At 71.5% G+C, this 17,371-nt stretch carries 16 protein-coding genes; 11 read left to right on the top strand and 5 right to left on the bottom strand.

Annotated elements, in window-relative coordinates; genetic code table 11:
* Nucleotides 1-1,716, bottom strand: a complete 1,716-nt coding sequence (locus KIH31_RS01875; RefSeq protein ID WP_214425650.1) for a bifunctional 3'-5' exonuclease/DNA polymerase — start codon at nt 1,714-1,716, stop codon at nt 1-3.
* A 135-nt stretch (nt 1,717-1,851) separates the two neighbouring features.
* Between KIH31_RS01875 and ssd the strand changes: the two genes are divergently transcribed.
* From ssd to KIH31_RS01840, 7 genes are all read left to right on the top strand, one after another.
* On the top strand, nt 1,852-2,958 hold the full coding sequence (gene ssd, locus KIH31_RS01870) for a septum site-determining protein Ssd (protein WP_214425353.1): 1,107 nt from the start codon (nt 1,852-1,854) through the stop codon (nt 2,956-2,958).
* On the top strand, nt 2,955-4,145 hold the full coding sequence (locus KIH31_RS01865; protein WP_214425352.1) for a TadA family conjugal transfer-associated ATPase: 1,191 nt from the start codon (nt 2,955-2,957) through the stop codon (nt 4,143-4,145). The genes ssd and KIH31_RS01865 overlap by 4 nt, the downstream gene beginning before the upstream one ends.
* Nucleotides 4,142-4,918: a type II secretion system F family protein gene (locus KIH31_RS01860; protein ID WP_250545343.1), complete on the top strand. Its 777-nt coding sequence runs from the start codon at nt 4,142-4,144 to the stop codon at nt 4,916-4,918. The genes KIH31_RS01865 and KIH31_RS01860 overlap by 4 nt, the downstream gene beginning before the upstream one ends.
* The gene (locus KIH31_RS01855; RefSeq protein WP_214425351.1) at nt 4,918-5,493 is read left to right on the top strand and encodes a type II secretion system F family protein; all 576 of its coding nucleotides are present in this window, start codon (nt 4,918-4,920) and stop codon (nt 5,491-5,493) included. Before KIH31_RS01860 ends, KIH31_RS01855 begins: the two co-directional genes overlap by 1 nt.
* A gap of 125 nt (nt 5,494-5,618) precedes the next feature.
* A complete protein-coding gene (locus KIH31_RS01850) occupies nt 5,619-5,972 on the top strand; it encodes a DUF4244 domain-containing protein (protein ID WP_214425350.1) in 354 nt (117 codons plus the stop codon).
* 47 nt (nt 5,973-6,019) lie between these two features.
* The gene (locus KIH31_RS01845) at nt 6,020-6,382 is read left to right on the top strand and encodes a TadE family type IV pilus minor pilin (protein WP_307857499.1); all 363 of its coding nucleotides are present in this window, start codon (nt 6,020-6,022) and stop codon (nt 6,380-6,382) included.
* Entirely contained in the window at nt 6,295-6,933 is a 639-nt protein-coding gene (locus KIH31_RS01840; RefSeq protein ID WP_307857498.1) for an Rv3654c family TadE-like protein, read from the top strand. Before KIH31_RS01845 ends, KIH31_RS01840 begins: the two co-directional genes overlap by 88 nt.
* Here the strand turns inward: KIH31_RS01840 and KIH31_RS01835 are convergent.
* The 3 genes from KIH31_RS01835 to KIH31_RS01825 all read right to left on the bottom strand — a co-directional run bounded on the left by KIH31_RS01835 (nt 6,858) and on the right by KIH31_RS01825 (nt 10,507).
* Complete coding sequence (locus KIH31_RS01835; RefSeq protein ID WP_214425347.1) at nt 6,858-7,322, bottom strand: GyrI-like domain-containing protein; 465 nt, start codon at nt 7,320-7,322, stop codon at nt 6,858-6,860. The genes KIH31_RS01840 and KIH31_RS01835 overlap by 76 nt on opposite strands.
* Before the next feature lie 102 nt (nt 7,323-7,424).
* Entirely contained in the window at nt 7,425-9,761 is a 2,337-nt protein-coding gene (locus tag KIH31_RS01830; protein ID WP_214425346.1) for a DEAD/DEAH box helicase, read from the bottom strand.
* A gap of 50 nt (nt 9,762-9,811) precedes the next feature.
* On the bottom strand, nt 9,812-10,507 hold the full coding sequence (locus KIH31_RS01825) for a GNAT family N-acetyltransferase (RefSeq protein ID WP_214425345.1): 696 nt from the start codon (nt 10,505-10,507) through the stop codon (nt 9,812-9,814).
* A gap of 62 nt (nt 10,508-10,569) precedes the next feature.
* Between KIH31_RS01825 and KIH31_RS01820 the strand changes: the two genes are divergently transcribed.
* Nucleotides 10,570-11,466: a rhodanese-related sulfurtransferase gene (locus KIH31_RS01820; RefSeq protein ID WP_214425344.1), complete on the top strand. Its 897-nt coding sequence runs from the start codon at nt 10,570-10,572 to the stop codon at nt 11,464-11,466.
* A 4-nt stretch (nt 11,467-11,470) separates the two neighbouring features.
* Here KIH31_RS01820 and KIH31_RS01815 read toward each other — a convergent pair whose 3' ends face one another.
* Entirely contained in the window at nt 11,471-12,112 is a 642-nt protein-coding gene (locus tag KIH31_RS01815; protein ID WP_214425343.1) for a hypothetical protein, read from the bottom strand.
* Nucleotides 12,113-12,232: 120 nt separating this feature from the next.
* Here KIH31_RS01815 and KIH31_RS01810 point away from each other — a divergent pair, with 120 nt between their 5' ends.
* The 3 genes from KIH31_RS01810 (at nt 12,233) to topA (ending at nt 17,348) form a co-directional block, all read left to right on the top strand.
* Nucleotides 12,233-13,825, top strand: coding sequence for a methyltransferase (locus KIH31_RS01810; RefSeq protein ID WP_214425342.1), 1,593 nt, complete (start codon nt 12,233-12,235; stop codon nt 13,823-13,825).
* Between the two features lie 66 nt (nt 13,826-13,891).
* Nucleotides 13,892-14,539: a helix-turn-helix transcriptional regulator gene (locus KIH31_RS01805; protein ID WP_214425341.1), complete on the top strand. Its 648-nt coding sequence runs from the start codon at nt 13,892-13,894 to the stop codon at nt 14,537-14,539.
* A 91-nt stretch (nt 14,540-14,630) separates the two neighbouring features.
* Entirely contained in the window at nt 14,631-17,348 is a 2,718-nt protein-coding gene (topA, locus tag KIH31_RS01800; protein ID WP_214425340.1) for a type I DNA topoisomerase, read from the top strand.
* Nucleotides 17,349-17,371: the final 23 nt, after the last annotated feature.

The raw sequence follows: 17,371 nt of genomic DNA, 5'->3' as shown, positions 1-17,371 counted from the left end.
CTATTTCGCCTGGTCGTAGGAGTCAACCACAGCGACGCTGACCGGGAATTCCACCGGGATACGCCCGAAGAGCAGTTCCTTCGCCGCTGCTGCGGAGGCTTCGACCGCCTCTACCACCGCCGGCACCGCCTCCTCCGGAGCGTGGACCATCACTTCGTCGTGCAGGAAGAACACCAGCTCGGGCCTGCCCTCGGGCTGGGCCGGCATGGCACGCAGCCGCCGCCGGAGTTCGGCGAGCCAGCAGGCAGCCCAGTCCGCCGCCGAGCCCTGCACCACGAAGTTGCGCGTGAACCGGCCGCGGGAGCGCGCCAGGGCGTCCGCGCGGCGCTGCTCCTCGGCCGACGTCGTGTGCTGGGCCTGCCGCCAGCGCTCCGACGGCGGCGGGCAGCTGCGGCCCAGCCTGGTCGTAACCACCCCGCCGCGCGCACCTTCCTTGGCGGCGGCCTCAACATAGCCGACGGCCCGCGGGTAGGTCCGCGTCAGTTCGGGCAGCAGCCGGCCCGACTCACCGGTGGTGGCACCGTAGATGGCGCCGAGCAGCGCCCCTTTCGCCTTGGCCCGGTCGCCGCCGCCGAAACCCTGCGCGGCGATGCCGGCGTACAGGTCCTTGCCGCGCGCGGCCGCTGCCATGGTCGAGTCCTGCGCGAGCGCGACCAGGACCCGCGGCTCCAGCTGGGCGGCGTCCGCCACAATGAGCTTCCAGCCCCTGTCCGCCCGGGCTGCGCTGCGGATCTGGCGCGGGATCTGCAGTGCGCCGCCGCCGCGGGAGGCCCAGCGCCCGGAGACCACGCCGCCGACCACGTATTCGGGCCGGAAGCGGCCGCCGTCCACCCACGCGTCCAGCCACGCCCAGCCGTTCGCGGTGTGCAGCCGGGAGAGTTTCTTGTAGCGCAGCAAGGGGGCGACGGCGGGATGGTGGACCTGCTGCAGCTCCCAGGAGCGGGTGGTCTTCACCTCGATGCCGGCGCGGTGCAGCGCACGCATGAGCTCCTGGGGTGAATCCGGGTTCAGCGCCGGCGCCCCCAGCACGGCCCGCAGTTCCGCTGCCAGCGCTTCCAGTTTTTCCGGCCGCTGGTAGCCGGCCGGACGCGCTCCGAGGTACTCTTCCAGGACCGCCTCATGCACGTCGGTGCTCCACGGCACCCCGGCGTGCTGCATTTCCGCCGCGATGAGCGCCCCGGCGGATTCGGCCGCGAGCAGCAGCGACAGGCGGCCCGGGTGGGTGGACTGCCTGACGGCCTCCAGCTGCCGCCGGAGCTCCTCCAGCAGGTCAGTCGCCGCGGCGAGGTCGGCACCGGAAGGCCCGGCCGGGTCGTCGAAGAGCGCGTCCTGGTCGGGCGCTGCCGGGAGTGCGGGCAGCGCCTGGAGCGGGGGCGGATCGTCCATGACCGGCCGTTCGGCGTTGGCTGCGTATCCGGTGCCGGCGGTGAACTCCGACGAACGCAGGATGGCCGAGCAGAGGGTCAGGTCGTGGCACCGCTCGACGGCGACGCCGGCCGCTAGCAGCTCCGGGTACCAGTCGCGGGTGCGGTCCCACACCCAGCGCGGGTGCTCGGCCTCCTCGATCCGCCTGAGAGCACCGGCGAGCGTGGCCCGGTCAAGGACCTCGGTGCCGTCGGCGGGCGTTCCGGACGCGTCGGTGCGCAGGAGCGAAATGCCCTCGCGGGAACCGGTACCCTCCTGCGCGGGATCCGCGGCGCCCAGGACGATGTACATAGCTTCATTCTGCACGAGCTGCACCGTGTGCAGCGGACAGCCGCTTGTCCTCCACCGGTCGCCGCCGTGCGGGGTACTCCACATGCGGGCCTGCGTGGCTCGCCGCCGGCCACTTCTGCCGGTGAGGCTGTGGGGATGAAGAACGAGCGCGGCCCTCGTGGGGCGCCTGCAACCGACCCCTGGACCCCCGAGGCGGCTGCCGATGTGCTCCTCGTGACGCGCCGGGCCCGGTTGGTCGAGGAGGTGGAGCGGATCGCGGCGGCAGCGTCAGTGACCGTGCGGGCGGCCGACGGACCGGATCAAGCCGGCGCCGAGTGGGAGCGCTGCCGGGTGGTGCTGGTGGGGGCGGACATCCGTGAACTCCCGGCCCACCGGCGGCCGCCCGGCGTGCTCCTGGGTCTGGAGGACGATGCCGGTACTCTGTGGAGCCGGGCGTCCGTGCTGGGCGCGGAGCGGGTGGTGGTGCTTCCGGAAGGGGCGCGCTGGCTCGCGGACTTCCTCAGCCGCCGCGGCGACACCGACACGACGGGCGTGGTGCTGGCCGTGACCGGAGGCTGCGGAGGTGCCGGCGCATCCACGATTGCAGCGTGGCTCGCCGCCCGGGCTGCGGCCGAGGGGTTCGGGAGCCTGCTGATCGACGGGGATCCGTGGGGCGGCGGCCTTGAGCTGGCTCTCTCCGCCGAAGAGCTGCCCGGGCTGAGATGGGAGGACTTCCTTCAGGCGCGCGGCACCATCGACCCGCGGCAGCTCCATGACTCGCTGCCGATGGTCGGGGGATTTTCGCTGCTCTCGTGGGGCACCGGAAGCGGCGGTGCGGCGCGCGGCCCGGCGCGGCCGGAGGTCCTGGCCGGTGTCCTCGACGCCGCACGCCGCGGCTTTGAGCTGACCGTCGTCGATGCGGCGCGGAGCGCGGCCGCCCTGGAGCGGCTGGCCTTTTCCTGCGACCGCCTCCTCGTGGTCGTCCCCGGGAGGGTGCGAGCCGCCGTCGCGGCGGCACAGGTACTGCGCGAGCTCCCGACGGTGCGCACCGGGCTCATCGTCAGGGGCCCGCTGAGCGCGGGCCTGGACGCCGAACTCATCGCCGACTCGATCGGCCACCCCCTGGCAGGTTATTGTGCGGGCGTCCGAGCCGCACCGGCAGCGACTGAGGCAGGCCAGATACTGGAGCTCAGGCGGCGGCGCGCGGTCCAGAGGTTCACCGGAGCCGTACTCGCCACGCTCGACCTTGGGCGGCCGGCATGAGCAGGCATCAGGCGCCCCAGCGCCGCGTCCCGGAACCGGAGGAGGACCGGTGGCTGGAAGCGGTGCGCGAATCCCTCCTGGCCGGGGGCGGACCGGTCACGCCGCTGCGCGTGGCCGCCGCCGTCCGGGCTGCCGGGCTGCCGCTGGGCACGGTCGGAGCCCTCGACGCCGTCGACCGGGTCCATGCCGACCTCCTCGGCCTCGGACCGCTGCAGGAACTGGTAAAGGACCCCTCCGTCACCGACATTTTCGTCAACGCCCCGGACGAGGTCTGGGTGGACCGCGGAGCGGGCGCTGAACGGACCCCGGTGAGATTCGCGGGTGAAGGGGAAGTACGGGCCCTGGCTGCTCGGCTGGTGGCTTCCGGCGGCCGCCGGCTCGACGACGGCGCCCCGTGCGTCGACGTGCGCATGCCGGGCGGTTACCGGGTGCATGCCGTGCTTCCCCCGGTGTCAACGTCCGGAACGTTGCTGTCGGTCCGGGTGCGTAGGGAAGACGTCTTCACGCTGGAGGGCCTGGTGGACTCCGGCACGCTCACCGGCGACCTGGCACTCCTGCTGGCGGGGATGCTGCGCCGGCGGCTCAACTTCCTCGTCAGCGGGGCCACAGGTTCCGGAAAGACCACGCTTCTGTCCGCGCTGCTGGGGCTGAGCAGTCCGAGTGAACGCCTGGTGCTGATCGAGGACTCCGCAGAGCTCAACCCGGCTCATCCGCACGTCGTCGGGCTGCAGAGCCGGTACCGCAACGTGGAGGGCGAGGGCGCCGTCGATCTCGCCGAACTGGTCCGGCAGGCGATGCGCATGCGCCCGGACCGCCTGATCGTGGGGGAGTGCCGCGGGGCCGAAGTGCGGGAACTGCTCACCGCCCTGAACACCGGGCACAGCGGCGGCTGCGGCACGGTCCATGCCAATTCGAGCGCCGCCGTGCCGGCCCGGCTGGCGGCTCTCGGCGCGCTCGCCGGGCTCGGACGCGAGGCGCTGGCCCTTCAGGCGGCCAGTGCGCTGGATGCGGTGGTGCACATTGAACGCACCGTTTCCGGCCGCCGGGTCGTGGAGATCGGAACCGTGCAACTCACGGGACAGGACCTAGCGGTGGCGACCGCGGTCCGTCGGTCCGGGAACCAGCTGGAACGTGGCCCCGGGTGGGACGCGCTGGAACGGCGTCTGAAGGAACCGGAGGGGGCATGACGCCGGGCTGGGCGGCCGCGCTCCTGCTGGCAGCTGGCGCCGGACTGCTTGCCCTGCCGGACCGCCGCTGGGCGGTGCGCGTCCGCGGACGGGGGGACCCGCGTTCAGGTCCAGCCCGGAACCCGGTCCCGGGCGCCGGCGTGCGGAGCCGGATGCTGCGGGGCGGCCGGTCCGATCCCGGACAGGAGGGGGCGTCCGCCGGCCTGCAGGGCGTGGTCCAGCAGCTCGCGGCGATGCTCCGGGCCGGGCGGGGGCAGGCGGAACTGTGGGCCGACGCGGCTCGCGCGTCGTCAGCATGCGCCGCGCCGGACGGGACCAGGGCGATGCTCGCAGCGGCGGCGGATGCGGCCCGCGGCGGCCAGTCGGTTCCGCAGACGCTCCGTCGGCACGCCCGCGCCCTGCCCGCCAGCGCCGGCGCGCCCCAGTGGCTCTGCCTTGCGGCCTGCCTTGAGACGGCGGAGCGCAGCGGCGCCCCGCTGGCCGGCATCCTCGCCCGCTACGCCGCCCAGCTCGAGGCGGAGGCCGACGCGGAAGCGCTCCGCGCCACGGCGCTGGCCGGGCCCCGGGCAACGGTCCGGATCCTGACCTGGCTTCCGGTGCTGGGCCTGGGCCTGGCCACCGCGCTCGGGCTGGACCCGGTGGGTGTGCTGCTGGGCGGCCCAGCGGGCTGGGCCGCCCTGGCGTTGGGACTGTTGCTCATGGGCGCGGCCCGCTGGTGGTCCCGCGCCCTGCTGCGCTCCGCCGTTCACGCCGGCAACGGGAAGAACCGTTGATGCCGGCGCTGCTGTTCCCCTTTCTGCTCGCCGCCGCAGCCGCCCTGCTCATCCGGTCCCCGCGCCTGCCGGCGGTCCTCGCTGCGCGCTGCGCCGCGGGTGCGCCCGCGGCTGCGGCAAGCATCCCGCAGGAAGACGGGATCAGTGACCCGGCACTGTTGCTGGAGCTTGCGGGGGCGATGCTCGAGTCCGGGGCGCCGCTGTCAAGGATCCTGGGCATCCTCGCCGACGTCGCAGCGCGGCCGTGGGCGGAACCGCTGCGTTCGGTTGCGGCCGCGCTGGCGATCGGGCTGGACTGGGACGCGGCCTGGGCCGCGCTGGGCCGGTCCGTCCCGGAACTGCGGGTCTTCCGCGATGCCCTTGGCTTTGCCGCCGCGACCGGAGCGCCGTCGGCCTCCCTCCTCTATTCGGAAGCGGCGCGGGTCCGCCGCCGGCGCCAGCGGGAGGCCGAACGCCGCGCCGCAGCCCTCGGCGTCCAGCTGGTGCTCCCGCTCGGCCTGTGCGCCCTCCCCGCCTTCATCTGCCTCGGCGTGGTGCCGGTCCTGCTCTCGCTGCTGCCGGGATGGCTCGCGTAGCCGTCTTCCTCCACATCGATCCGTCAGGCAGCGTTGTCCACCTGACGGCTAAGGAGGGTTCTGTGCCGGGTGCCGGCGCGGAAAAGTGGCCCGTACCAACCTCCGGCGTCCCGAAAGGACCGACCATGTCTGTACCCTCCCATCCCTCAGCGGGCAAGACCCTCCCCGTGACCTCCGACCTGCCGGGCGTGCGCGAGCTCTTCCCCGGCGCCCTGAGCCGCAGGGCAGTGCGCAACAGCCGTCGGGTGCGCCGGAGCCTGTCGGCCCACGCGCTGTCTGCCCGCGGCCTGTCCGCCCCTGCGCTTTCCCCACGGCGTCCAAGGGTGCTCTCCGCCGAAGCCGGAATGGCCACAGCGGAATACGCCATCGCCACCCTCGCGGCGGTCGGGTTCGCAGGGCTGCTCGTGGTCATCCTGCGCAGCGACGAGGTGCGGGGGTTCCTGCTGAACGTGATCCGCAGTGCGCTGAGCCTGCAATGAAGGCCGGCCGGACGCACGGGCGAGGACGTCCCCGCGAACGCGGCGCAGTGACGGCCGAACTGGCAGTGGCGCTGCCCGGACTCATGCTGCTGCTGGTACTGCTGGCAGGCGGCGGCGCTGCGGCGGTGGCACAACTGCGGCTGGAGGAGGCGGCACGGGCCGCCGCCCGGTCGCTGGCCCGGGGTGAGCAGCCGGCCGTGGCCGAAAGCGAGGCGCACCGGCTGGCAGGTGACAGCGTCGGCGTGAGTATCTCGTCGGACGGCGGGTTCGGCGTCGTCCGGCTTACTGCGGCAGTGCCCGGGCCTCTGGCCGGGCTGGTCCCATGGTCGCTGAAGGCAGAGGCGCACGCCCGGCTGGAAGACCCGGCGGTCGGCGCCGTGCAGCTCGACGGGCCGGACGGCGCGGCATGACCGCCAGCCCGGCTGCCGGCGTGACTGCCCGCCAGCGGCTGCGGTCTTCTGCATCCGGACACCGCGCCAGGCATTCCGAGCGGGGCCGCGGCTCAGGCACGGTGCTTGCGCTCGCACTCGGCGGACTGCTCCTTACCCTGTCGGCATTGCTGACGGTTCTCGCCCAGGCCGCGGTGGCAGGGAGCCGCGCGGCGACGGCGGCGGACCTGGCGGCCTTGGCGGCAGCCGATTCCGCGCGCGGCATTGCGGCCGGCGGGCCCTGCCCGGTGGCAGCGGAGGTGGCGGCCCGCAACGGCGCCACGCTCGTCTTCTGTGTGGTGTCGGGGCCGAACGGATCGATCGTCGAAGTGGGCACCAGCCTGCCGGTATCCGGACTGCCCGCCGCGGCAAGCGGCAGGGCCCGCGCCGGACCACCCGACGCCGGCAGCGCTACCGGCGGGAGACCAGCAACGGCAGCGGACCAGGATGCGGCCGCTCAGCCTGCCGAGGCCTTCCGGCAAGGGAAAAAGACCTCGGTGCGCGGATTCGCCACCTCGGGGCCGTCCAGATAGCACTCCCACGGGTCCCCCGAGGGTGCGAAGCCGTGCTCGGTGATCCAAGCTGCCGCTGCCTCATAGGCCGCTCCCACGCCCCCGTAGTCCCCGACGTGCAGGGTCCGCGCAACGGAGCCGCCAGGCAGCACCAGCGGCTCGACGCGGCCCTCCGGGGACGGCGGGGCCGACACCGGGAATCCCGCCTCGACGTCCCAGGCTCCGGGGCCCGCCTGGCGGTACCGGCCGAACGGCGCGCCCGTCACCTGCAGGTGCTGGTGCTCGGCGGCGCCCATTACTTCGCCGAAGGCTTGTCCCAGAAAGGGGCCGATGCCGTTGTGTTCAACGTGGCCGTGCACTGCCGCCGCGGATTGTTCGGGCAGTTCGACCAGCTCCACCTCGTAGCTCATCGGCCCATCGTGCGCAGCGGGCCGGTCCAGGGGGAAGGGCCGAAAGCCCTGCGGCCCACAGGGAGCCGCTGGGCGCGGCGGTACCCTCGGCCCGGCGCAGGATCAGGCGGCGGCCTCGGCAGCCGGCGCCTGGGAGAGCAGCACGTCGATGAGCCTGATCGCTCCGGCCTTGTCCAGCGGGTTGTTCTTGTTGCCGCACTTGGGCGACTGCACGCAGGAAGGGCACCCCGACTCGCACTCGCAGGCGGAGATGGCGTCGCGGGTGGCGCGGAGCCAGATCGTGGCCGCTTCGAAACCCCGCTCGGCGAAACCGGCACCGCCCGGATGGCCGTCGTACACGAAAATCGTGGGCAGCTCCGTGTCCGCATGCAGGGCCGTGGACACCCCGCCCACGTCCCAGCGGTCGCTCGACGCGACGAGCGGGAGCAGGCCGATGGCCGCGTGCTCGGCCGCGTGCAACGCACCCGGATGATGCGGAACCGGGATGCCGGCCGCGGTCAGGCGCTTTTCGGAAACCACGAACCACACGGCCTTGGTGAACAGGTCGCGGGCTCCCAGCTGCAGCGGCTCCTCGCCGAGGGTTTCATTCGAGACAAAGGCCTTGCGCTGGAAGGACACCACCTGGGTGGTCACCTTCACATCCCCGAAGTGGACCTGGATGTCGCCCCAGTGCATCGTCTTCGCCGTCTCGAGCACCTCGATCTGCGTGACGTCGCGCGCCGTCGTGTAGTAGTCGGGGTTGGCGCGGCGTACCACGGCGCAGTGCTCCTCTTCGTTGAGCTGCTCCACCAGGAACGTCTCACCCTGGTGGACGTACACGGCGCCGGCGTGCGCCTGGTAATGGCTTTGCGGCGAGTCCATGGTGCCCAGCAGGCTGCCCGTTTCAGAGTCGACGATGTTGATGGGGCCGCCGCCGTCGGCCCGCAGGTTCACCATTCCCGCGGCGCTCTGAGGGTGGGTCCAGAACCACCCCGACGGCCGCTGGCGCAGGTAGCCGTCCGCGACGAGCTGCCCAAGCAGCCCCGGCGCCGTGGGGCCGAACAGCTCCAGTTCAGCATGCGTGATGGGCAGCTCGGCCGCTGCCGCGCACAAGTGAGGCCCGAGCACATAGGGGTTCGACGGGTCGAAGACCGTGGCCTCGACGGCCACATCGAAGATCGCTTCGGGGTGGTGCACCAGGTAGGTGTCGAGGGGGTCGTCGCTGGCCACGAACGCAGCGAGCGCATCCTGCCCGGCGCGGCCGGCCCGGCCGATCTGCTGGAACAGGGAGGCCCTGGTCCCGGGCCAGCCGGCTACCAGCACGGCGTCGAGCCCGGAGATGTCGATGCCCAGTTCAAGCGCGGAGGTGGAGGAGACGCCCAGCAGCTTCCCGGACCGCAGGGCGGTCTCCAGCGCGCGGCGCTCCTCGGGCAGGTAACCGGACCGGTACGCGGCCACCCGGCCAGGCAGCGACGGATCCACCTCCTCCAGCAGCCGGCGCGAGATGGTCGCGATGCTTTCCGCTCCCCGCCGCGACTTGATGAACGCGATGGTCCGCACCCGGGCGGAGACAAGGTTGGCGAGAATGTCCGCTGTCTCGGCAATCACCGTCCGCCGTTCCTTGGCGCCGTTCTCACCCTTGGTCTCCGTCAGGGCCGGTTCCCAGAACGCCACGGTCGTCGCTCCGTGCGGGGAGCAATCCTCGGTGACGGCGCGCACCGGTGCCCCGATCAGCCTGCCGAAGGACACGGCGGGGTCCGCCGAGGTTGCGGAGGCGGCGATGAACACCGGATCGCCCCCGTAATAGCGGCAGACGCGGCGCAGCCGGCGCATCAGGTTGGCCACGTGCGAGCCGAAGACTCCCCGGTAGCTGTGTGCCTCGTCGATGATCACGTACTTCAGCCGCCGGAAGAACCGCGCCCACCACGAGTGGTTGGGGAGCACGCCGAAGTGGAGCATGTCCGGGTTGGCCAGCACGAAATTGGCGTGGTCGCGTACCCAGCGCCGTTCCGTGGCCTCCGTGTCCCCGTCGTAGGTCGCCGCGCGCACGGTAGGCAGCCCCAGCGCCTTGATCGCGGAGAGCTGGTCCGCAGCGAGCGCCTTGGTGGGGGAGAGGTAAAGGGCGACGGCGCCGCTGGGCTCCAGCGCCACCCGGTCCTCGAGCTCGGTGCGGTGGATCGCGTCCAGTGCGGGCAGCTGGTAGGCCAGCGACTTGCCGGAAGCCGTGCCCGTGGCAATGACCACGTGGTGCCCGTCGTGGGCCAGCTGGGCGCCGCTGACCTGGTGCTGCCAGGGTTGCTGCACGCCGATGCCGGCATACGCGGCGACGACGTCGGGGTGCACCCATTCCGGCCAGGGCCGGACCGTGGCGGCGCGGGCCGGCAGCTCGCGGACATGGACCAGCTGCTCCGGGTCGGGGCCGCGGCCCAGCAACGGGATCAGCGATTCGGTGAGGGGCACCTTCTTATTGTTCCACCCCGCACCGACGGTCCCCGTAGCGGCTGCGGGCCTCAGGCGTTGAACAGCGGGGTGCCCGACTGGCTGGAGGGGCGCATGATGAGCACGTTGTAGCGGTGGACCCAGCCGAGGTGCCCGTACAGCAGGCGGCCCTCGGCCGACGCGACCAGCAGGCCCGTCTCCACGTCCCCTTCGAGGATGGCCGCGGCCAGGGCGCGCATCACGAAGGTGCCCAGCCCGCGGCGCCGGAAGGCATCCGCCGTCTCGATCTTGTCGAACACCGCATACGGTCCGGAGACCGCCACCCGGCCGTGGGCAGCGTCGAGGCCGTGCGCGGTCACCACCACCTGGTGGTGACCGTCCGGGTGGCTCACGGCCACCTTGAGGTCGTCGTCGTTCAGCCACGGCGGTTCCGTGTCCTGGGTCTCCATGTCGACAGTCATCATGCTCTGGTCGCTGGCGACGACCTCCAAGCCGTGCTGTTCCGCCAGGGCCGTGTACTTGTGCGGGTCGTTGGTCAGGACGGTCAGGACGCGCTTGGCGCCCTGGCTGGTGCTCGCCGCGAGGTAGGCGAAGTCCTCCGCGCCGGGCTCGACCGCGAAATACTCCCAGTCATCCAGCTTCTCGTCGATGTACGCGGCCGGATGCCCGTGCTCCTTCGCGGTGCGGTAACCGCGGCACCTGGCCCAGCCCGCCACCCAGTGTTCGAGGAGCTCTTCGGGTGCCTCGACGCCGGGATCCATGCTCATAACCGGAACGATACAACCGAGCGGAACTCTTGGCTACGCCCGCTGCACGTACCCTTAAACACGTGGCTTTGCACCGAATCGTCCTTTTCTATGCGTTCGCCCCGCTCTCCGATCCGGAGGCCGTGCGGCTCTGGCAGCGCGCCCTGTGCGAGAAGCTCGGCTTGACCGGGCGCATCCTGATTTCCCCCGACGGAATCAACGGCACCGTGGGCGGCGAGATCAACGCCGTCAAGCAGTACGTGAAGACGACGCGGGAGCACAGCGCGTTCCGGAACCTGGACGTGAAGTGGTCCGAGGGGTCCGCCGCGGACTTTCCGCGGCTGAGCGTGAAAGTCCGCGAGGAGATTGTCAGCTTCGGTGCGCCGGGCGAGCTGAAGGTGGACGAAAACGGGGTGGTCGGCGGCGGCGTGCACCTCAAGCCCGAGGAACTGCACCGGCTCGTCGACGAAAAGGGCGACGACGTCGTCTTCTTCGACGGCCGGAACGAATTCGAAGCCCGCATCGGGAAGTTCCGCAACGCCGTTGTGCCCGACGTCGCCACGACCCACGACTTCATCCGCGAGTTGGAGTCCGGCAAGTACGACGAGCTCAAGGACAAGCCTGTGGTCACCTACTGCACCGGGGGCATCCGCTGCGAGGTGCTCTCGAGCCTGATGGTCAACCGGGGCTTCAAGGAGGTCTACCAGCTCGACGGAGGCATTGTGCGCTACGGGGAGGCGTTCAAGGACCGCGGCCTGTGGGAAGGTTCGCTCTACGTCTTCGACCGGCGCATGCACCTCGAGTTCAGCGACGAGGCGAAAACCCTCGGCCGGTGCGTCCGCTGTTCGGCCCCCACGAGCAAGTTCGAGAATTGCTCGAACCCGTCCTGCCGGACCCTTTCGCTCTACTGCGCGGACTGTGCCCAGGACCCGTCCAGCCTGCGCTGCCCCGACGGCTGCCCCGAGGCCCCGGCCGCCTGAGGCTTCAGACCCGCGCCAGCCGGTAGCCCGTCACGGCGTCCTCGCCGCGGGCGGCGACGGTGATGGTCACCACGCTGTCCGCTGAGATGCTGATCAGGCGCGTCGCCGTCGTGCCGCAGTCGACGTCGACGTCGATCAGCACCGCCGAGGCTCCCGCCCTGGCCGCGGCCGCCACGGAGAAGTTCACCCGGCCCTCGCCAAGGCACGCCATTTGCATCCGGTAGGTCCCCACCGGCAGGTGGCTCAGGGTCCTTTCCACGGCAGCGGCGCCGCCGGCGAGCGGAGCAAACGCCTGGGCAAAGGTCTGTCCGCCTCCCTCGGGCAGCGCCGAATCGGCCCAGACGAGAATGTCCCGCCTCGCGGTCGGCAGCGGGCCGCGGGACCGAAGCGGGCCTCCGCTGCCGTCCCCTGGAGTGCGGACGACGGCGGCCGGGCTGGACGGCGACCACGCCGGCGAGGGAGTCCCGCTTCCCGGCTCGTTCCAGTCCGTGCACCCGGCCAGCAGCAGGCACACCGCGGCCACGGCCGCCGCACGCCGCGGCCGTGTCCGGACAGCGTTGACCAGGACAGTGCTGACCCCAACAGTGCTGACCCCAACAGTGCTGACCCGGACAGTGCTGACCGGAAGCAGGCGCGCGCGAACCATGCAGGCACGCTACGTCCGGCCGTTCCTACCGGCAACACTGCCGTCACGCCCGACGCCAGAGCCGCCGTCGGGCCAGCCGGACGCGAGCCCGCCTGGGGACAGCCGCCTACACTTGCAGACGTGCCTTTCAACGACAAGACCGCCCCGGCGGACGTCCCCTCCAGCGCAGACCATGACCGGCTCGAAGCTCTCGCGGCCGACCTCCGGGCGGCCAACTACACGGTGGACGGCGTCGCTGCGCTGCTGGGCGAGTCCGCCTATGCGGCTTTCAACCGCGACCAGCCGCTGCCGGCACGGCTCGCCCTCCGCGGCCGGTCCGGGGACCCGCTGGGGACGCTCGTCAGGCTGTGGCTGCTGGCGGACCCGGTCCCCGCGGCGGACGTGGAAACGGCCCTCCCCTCCGTGGGCGCGGACGGGCTGAGACGGATGGGTCTGGCCGCGCGGACGGCGGACGGCATGCTCGCCTCCTGCGACCTGAGGCCGTACGGCTGGGAGCGGAACGAGGATGGGACGGGCGGCGCGGAACTTTGGGTGGCCAGCGACCTCGCAGCGCACCAGCGCCCGGGTGTGCTCCGCCGCGATCACGTGCTCGGCATCGGGCACGCCTCGCTGACGCTGGCCCAGACCACCATCCGCCGCCATGCCCGGCTGGCACTTGACCTCGGCACCGGTTGCGGCATCCAGACCTTCCACCTGCTGCACCACGCGGACCGGGTCGTCGCAACCGACCTTTCCGACCGCGCGTTGGCCTTCACCCGGTTCAACCTGCTGCTCAACGCCGAGGTGCTCGGGCTGGACCGGGCCGACCTGTCCGCCCGGGTTGACCTACGGCAGGGCAGCCTGCTGGAACCGGTGGCGGGGGAGCAGTTCGACCTCGTGGTCTCCAACCCGCCGTTCGTGATCACGCCGCGGACGGAGAACGAGACCGCCGAGGACCGCTTCACCTACCGGGACGCGGGCATGGCCGGCGACGACCTGGTGGCCGGCCTCATCCGCGGGATACCCGCGGTCCTCGCGCCCGGCGGCCACGCCCAGCTGCTCGGTAACTGGGAAGTCCGCGGCGGCCAAAGCTCGCAGGAGCGCCCCTCGTCCTGGCTCGCCGACGACGTCGACGCCTGGATCATCCAGCGCGAACAGCTCGGCCCGGAGCAGTATGCCGAGACCTGGTTGCAGGACGCCTCGGAGAACCGGGACCCTGACCTCTTCGAGGCCGCGTATGGTGCCTACCTGGCCGACTTCGCCTCCCGCGGGGTCGCCGGCATCGGCTTCGGGATGGTCTGGCTGCGGCGCCCGCCGGCGGGGAAAGCGGTGACCCTGCGGCGGTTCGAAGAGATCACCTACCCCGTGGAGCAGCCGCTCGGGCCGCATCTGGCGGCCGCCGTCGAACGCGCCGACTGGCTGTCCGGCCACGACCTCGCGGCCGCGCACCTGCTCGTGGCCGACGATGTGACGGAGGAACGCCACCAGCGGCCGGGCGCGGAACACCCGGGCGTGATCCTGCTGCGGAAGGGGGCAGGCCTGCGGCGGACCAACCTGCTCAGTTCGGAACTTGCCGGCTTCGTCTCCGCGTGCGACGGCGAGCTGACCGCGGGCCAGATCGCCGGCGCGCTCGCCGCGCTACTGGACCGGGAGGATCCGGACTTCCGGCAGGGTCTGCTCGACGACGCCGCCAACCTCGTCCGCGACGGGTTCCTGCTGCCTGCCACAGCCTGATACGGGTTCCTGGCCCGGAACCGAGGGATATCAAGCGCTTCTTTCAGGTCTGGCTATGCTGATCCCATGAGTGAGGAGACCGCGCGCGAGCGGCGGCTGCGCGAGCGGCGCACCGAACGGCTCGGCCATGAGCCGCGCGAGGTCCGCATCGCGGATCCACGCGCCATCCGCGCACTCGCCCACCAGGTCCGTCTGGACGTCATCGACGAGCTGTTCGGCACCGAACGCAGCTACACGGCCACGGACCTGGCCGGCCGCTTCGGCCTCTCGCCCAGTGCAATGAGCTACCACCTGCGCGCGCTGGAGAAGTGGGGGTACGTGGTGCGGGCCGAGGGCGGCGGGGACGCGCGCGAGCGGCACTGGAAGGCGGCAGGGGATTCGCTCCGCATCGGAGCGCCTGAATCCGGGCACGTGCCCGGGCCGTCGTCGCTGGTCGCCTCCTCCGCGGTGGTGGACCTGACCCTGAACGCGGTGCGTGAGAGGATTCACAGTTTCCTCCGCCGCACGGCCGGGATCACGGACGCGCACGAGCTGCCGCCGGCCGCCTTTGCTTCCACCAAGCTGTGGATCACTGACGCCCAGGCGAAGGACCTGACGGCCGCTATCGGAGAGCTGCAGGAGAAGTACCGGCTTCCTGCGGGAGTGCACGAGGGGCCGGCGGGCGCACAGAAGATGTACATGATGGTCACATTGGTCCCCGACCGCAAGGACTGAGTCAACCGGATGCACGGGGACACTGAAAATGTGGTGAACTAGGCTGTTGTGGGCCGCCAGCGCCCGCATCGTTGTTCTGCATAGGAGTACCGTGCCCACAAAGGCCAGGAGCAAGACCGGTAAGAAGCTCGTCATCGTCGAGTCGCCGGCCAAGGGAAAAACCATCGCCGGATACCTCGGTGAGGGCTTCGAAGTCGAAGCCTCGATGGGTCATATCCGCGACCTGCCCCAGCCCTCGGACCTGCCCGCGGAACTGAAGAAGACCTCCGTCGGCAAGTTCGCCGTCGACATCGACAACGACTTCGAGCCCTACTACGTCGTCTCCAGCGACAAGAAGAAGAAGGTGGCCGAGCTCAAGGCGGCGCTCAAGGATGCCGACGAGCTTTACCTCGCCACTGACGGTGACCGCGAAGGCGAGGCCATCGCGTGGCACCTGCTCGAGGTGCTCAAGCCGAAGGTCCCCGTCCACCGGATGACCTTCCCGGAAATCACCAAAGAAGCGATCCAGCGCGCCCTGACCGACGTGCGCGAGGTCGACGCCGCCCTGGTCGACGCGCAGGAGACCCGCCGGGTGCTGGACCGGCTGTACGGCTACGAGATCTCCCCGGTGCTCTGGCGCAAGATCCAGCGCGGGCTCTCCGCCGGGCGCGTGCAGTCCGTGGCAACCCGGCTCGTGGTCGAGCGCGAACGCGAGCGGATGGCCTTCCGCTCGGCCTCCTACTGGGACCTGACCGGGCTCTTTGCCCCCGCCGCCTCCGCCGAGGAACGCTTCAAGGCCAAGCTCACCGCCGTCGACGGCGCGAAGGTCGCCTCCGGGCGGGACTTCAGCGACGTCGGCCAGCTGACCGGCCGCAACGTGGCACACCTGGACGAGGCCGCTGCCACGTCGCTGGCCGCGGCGCTGGAGCACGCGGACTTCACGGTCCGCTCGGTGGAGAACAAGCCCTACACCCGCCGGCCGGCCGCCCCGTTCACCACCTCCACGCTGCAGCAGGAAGCTGCCCGCAAGCTCCGCTTCTCGGCGCGCGTGACCATGCAGGTCGCGCAGCGCCTGTACGAAAACGGCTACATCACCTATATGCGTACGGACTCGTCCGCCCTGAGCGACCAGGCCGTGAACGCCGCCCGCCGCCAGGCCTCCGAGCTGTACGGGCCCGAATACGTGCCCCAGGCCAAGCGCGTCTATGCGAGCAAGTCCAAGAACGCCCAGGAGGCGCACGAGGCCATCCGCCCCTCGGGGGACTCCTTCCGCACCCCGGGACAGGTGGCTTCCGCCCTGCGCGGCGACGAGTTCCGCCTGTACGAACTGATCTGGAAGCGCACCGTCGCCTCGCAGATGGCCGACGCGAAGGGCTCCACCGCCTCGGTCAAGCTCGGCGCCGTCGCCGCGGACGGCCGGGACGCCGAATTCAGCGCCTCGGGCACCGTGATCACCTTCCGCGGCTTCCTGGCCGCCTATGAGGAAGGCCGCGACGAGGCCCGCGAAGACGCCGAAAACGGCGACGGCGAAGGCGGCCGGCTGCCGGCCCTGACGGCGCAGGACGCGCTCACCGCTGCCGACATCACCGCCGTCGGGCACGAGACGTCCCCGCCGCCGCGGTACACCGAAGCGTCGCTGGTGAAGACGCTGGAAGAACGCGGCATCGGCCGGCCGTCCACCTACGCCGCCACGATTTCCACGATCATGGACCGCGGATACGTCCGCAGCCGCGGCTCCGCGCTGGTGCCCAGCTGGACCGCGTTCTCCGTGGTGCGGCTGCTCGAGGAGCATTTCCACGACTACGTGGACTACGACTTCACCGCCGAGATGGAAGAGGACCTGGACCGGATCGCCGGCGGGGAGCAGCAGGGCGCCGACTGGCTCAAGCACTTCTACTTCGGTGACGGGTCCGCCAAGGGCCTGCACGCCATTGTCGACGGTCTGGGCGAGATCGACGCCCGGGAAATCAACTCGGTGGAAATCGCGCCGGGGATTGTGCTGCGGGTGGGCAAGTTCGGGCCCTACCTGGAGAAGCCCGTCCCGGCCGACGCCCCCGAGGGCACCGAACCGGCCCGGGCAAATGTGCCCGAGGACCTGGCGCCGGACGAGCTCACCGCCGAGAAGGCGGTTGAGCTGATGAACTCCTCCGGGCCGGAGGAGCGCGAGCTCGGCGTGGACCCTGACACCGGACGGACCATTGTCGCGCGCGACGGCCGCTACGGCCCGTACGTCACGGAGGTCATCGCGGAGCCCACGGCCGAGGAACTGGCCAACCAGCCGGTCGAGTACTACAAGAACGGCAAGCCGAAGCCGCCGAAGAAGCCCGTGAAGGTCAAGCCGCGGACCGGCTCCCTGTTCAAGTCCATGAGCGTGGAAACGGTGACGCTCGAGGACGCACTGAAGCTGATGTCGCTGCCGCGCGTGCTCGGCACCGACGCCGAAGGCAAGGAAATCACGGTCCAGAACGGCCGCTTCGGGCCCTACCTGAAGAAGGGCACGGACTCGCGTTCGATCGGTTCCGAGGAGGAGATCTTCACGATCACCCTCGAACAGGCGCTGGAGATCTACGCCCAGCCCAAGACCCGCGGCGGCCGCGCGGCGCCGGCAGCGCTGGCCGAGTTCGGCGAGGACCCGGTGTCCGGCAAGGCCGTCGTCGTCAAGGAGGGCCGCTTCGGCCCCTACATCACCGACGGGGTCACCAACATCACCGTCCCCCGGGACACCGACGTCGAGCAGCTCACCCGCGAACGCGCTCTGGAGCTGCTGGCGGAGAAGCGGGCGAAGGGCCCGGCCAAGCGCCCGGCACGGCGGACCGCCGCCAAGAAGTAACGCGGGCCGGCGGGAGGGGGAGG

The organism is Paenarthrobacter sp. DKR-5 (assembly GCF_018531425.1).
In the GTDB taxonomy this organism is placed as follows: domain Bacteria; phylum Actinomycetota; class Actinomycetes; order Actinomycetales; family Micrococcaceae; genus DKR-5.
This window is presented reverse-complemented; position numbering and strand designations above follow the sequence as displayed.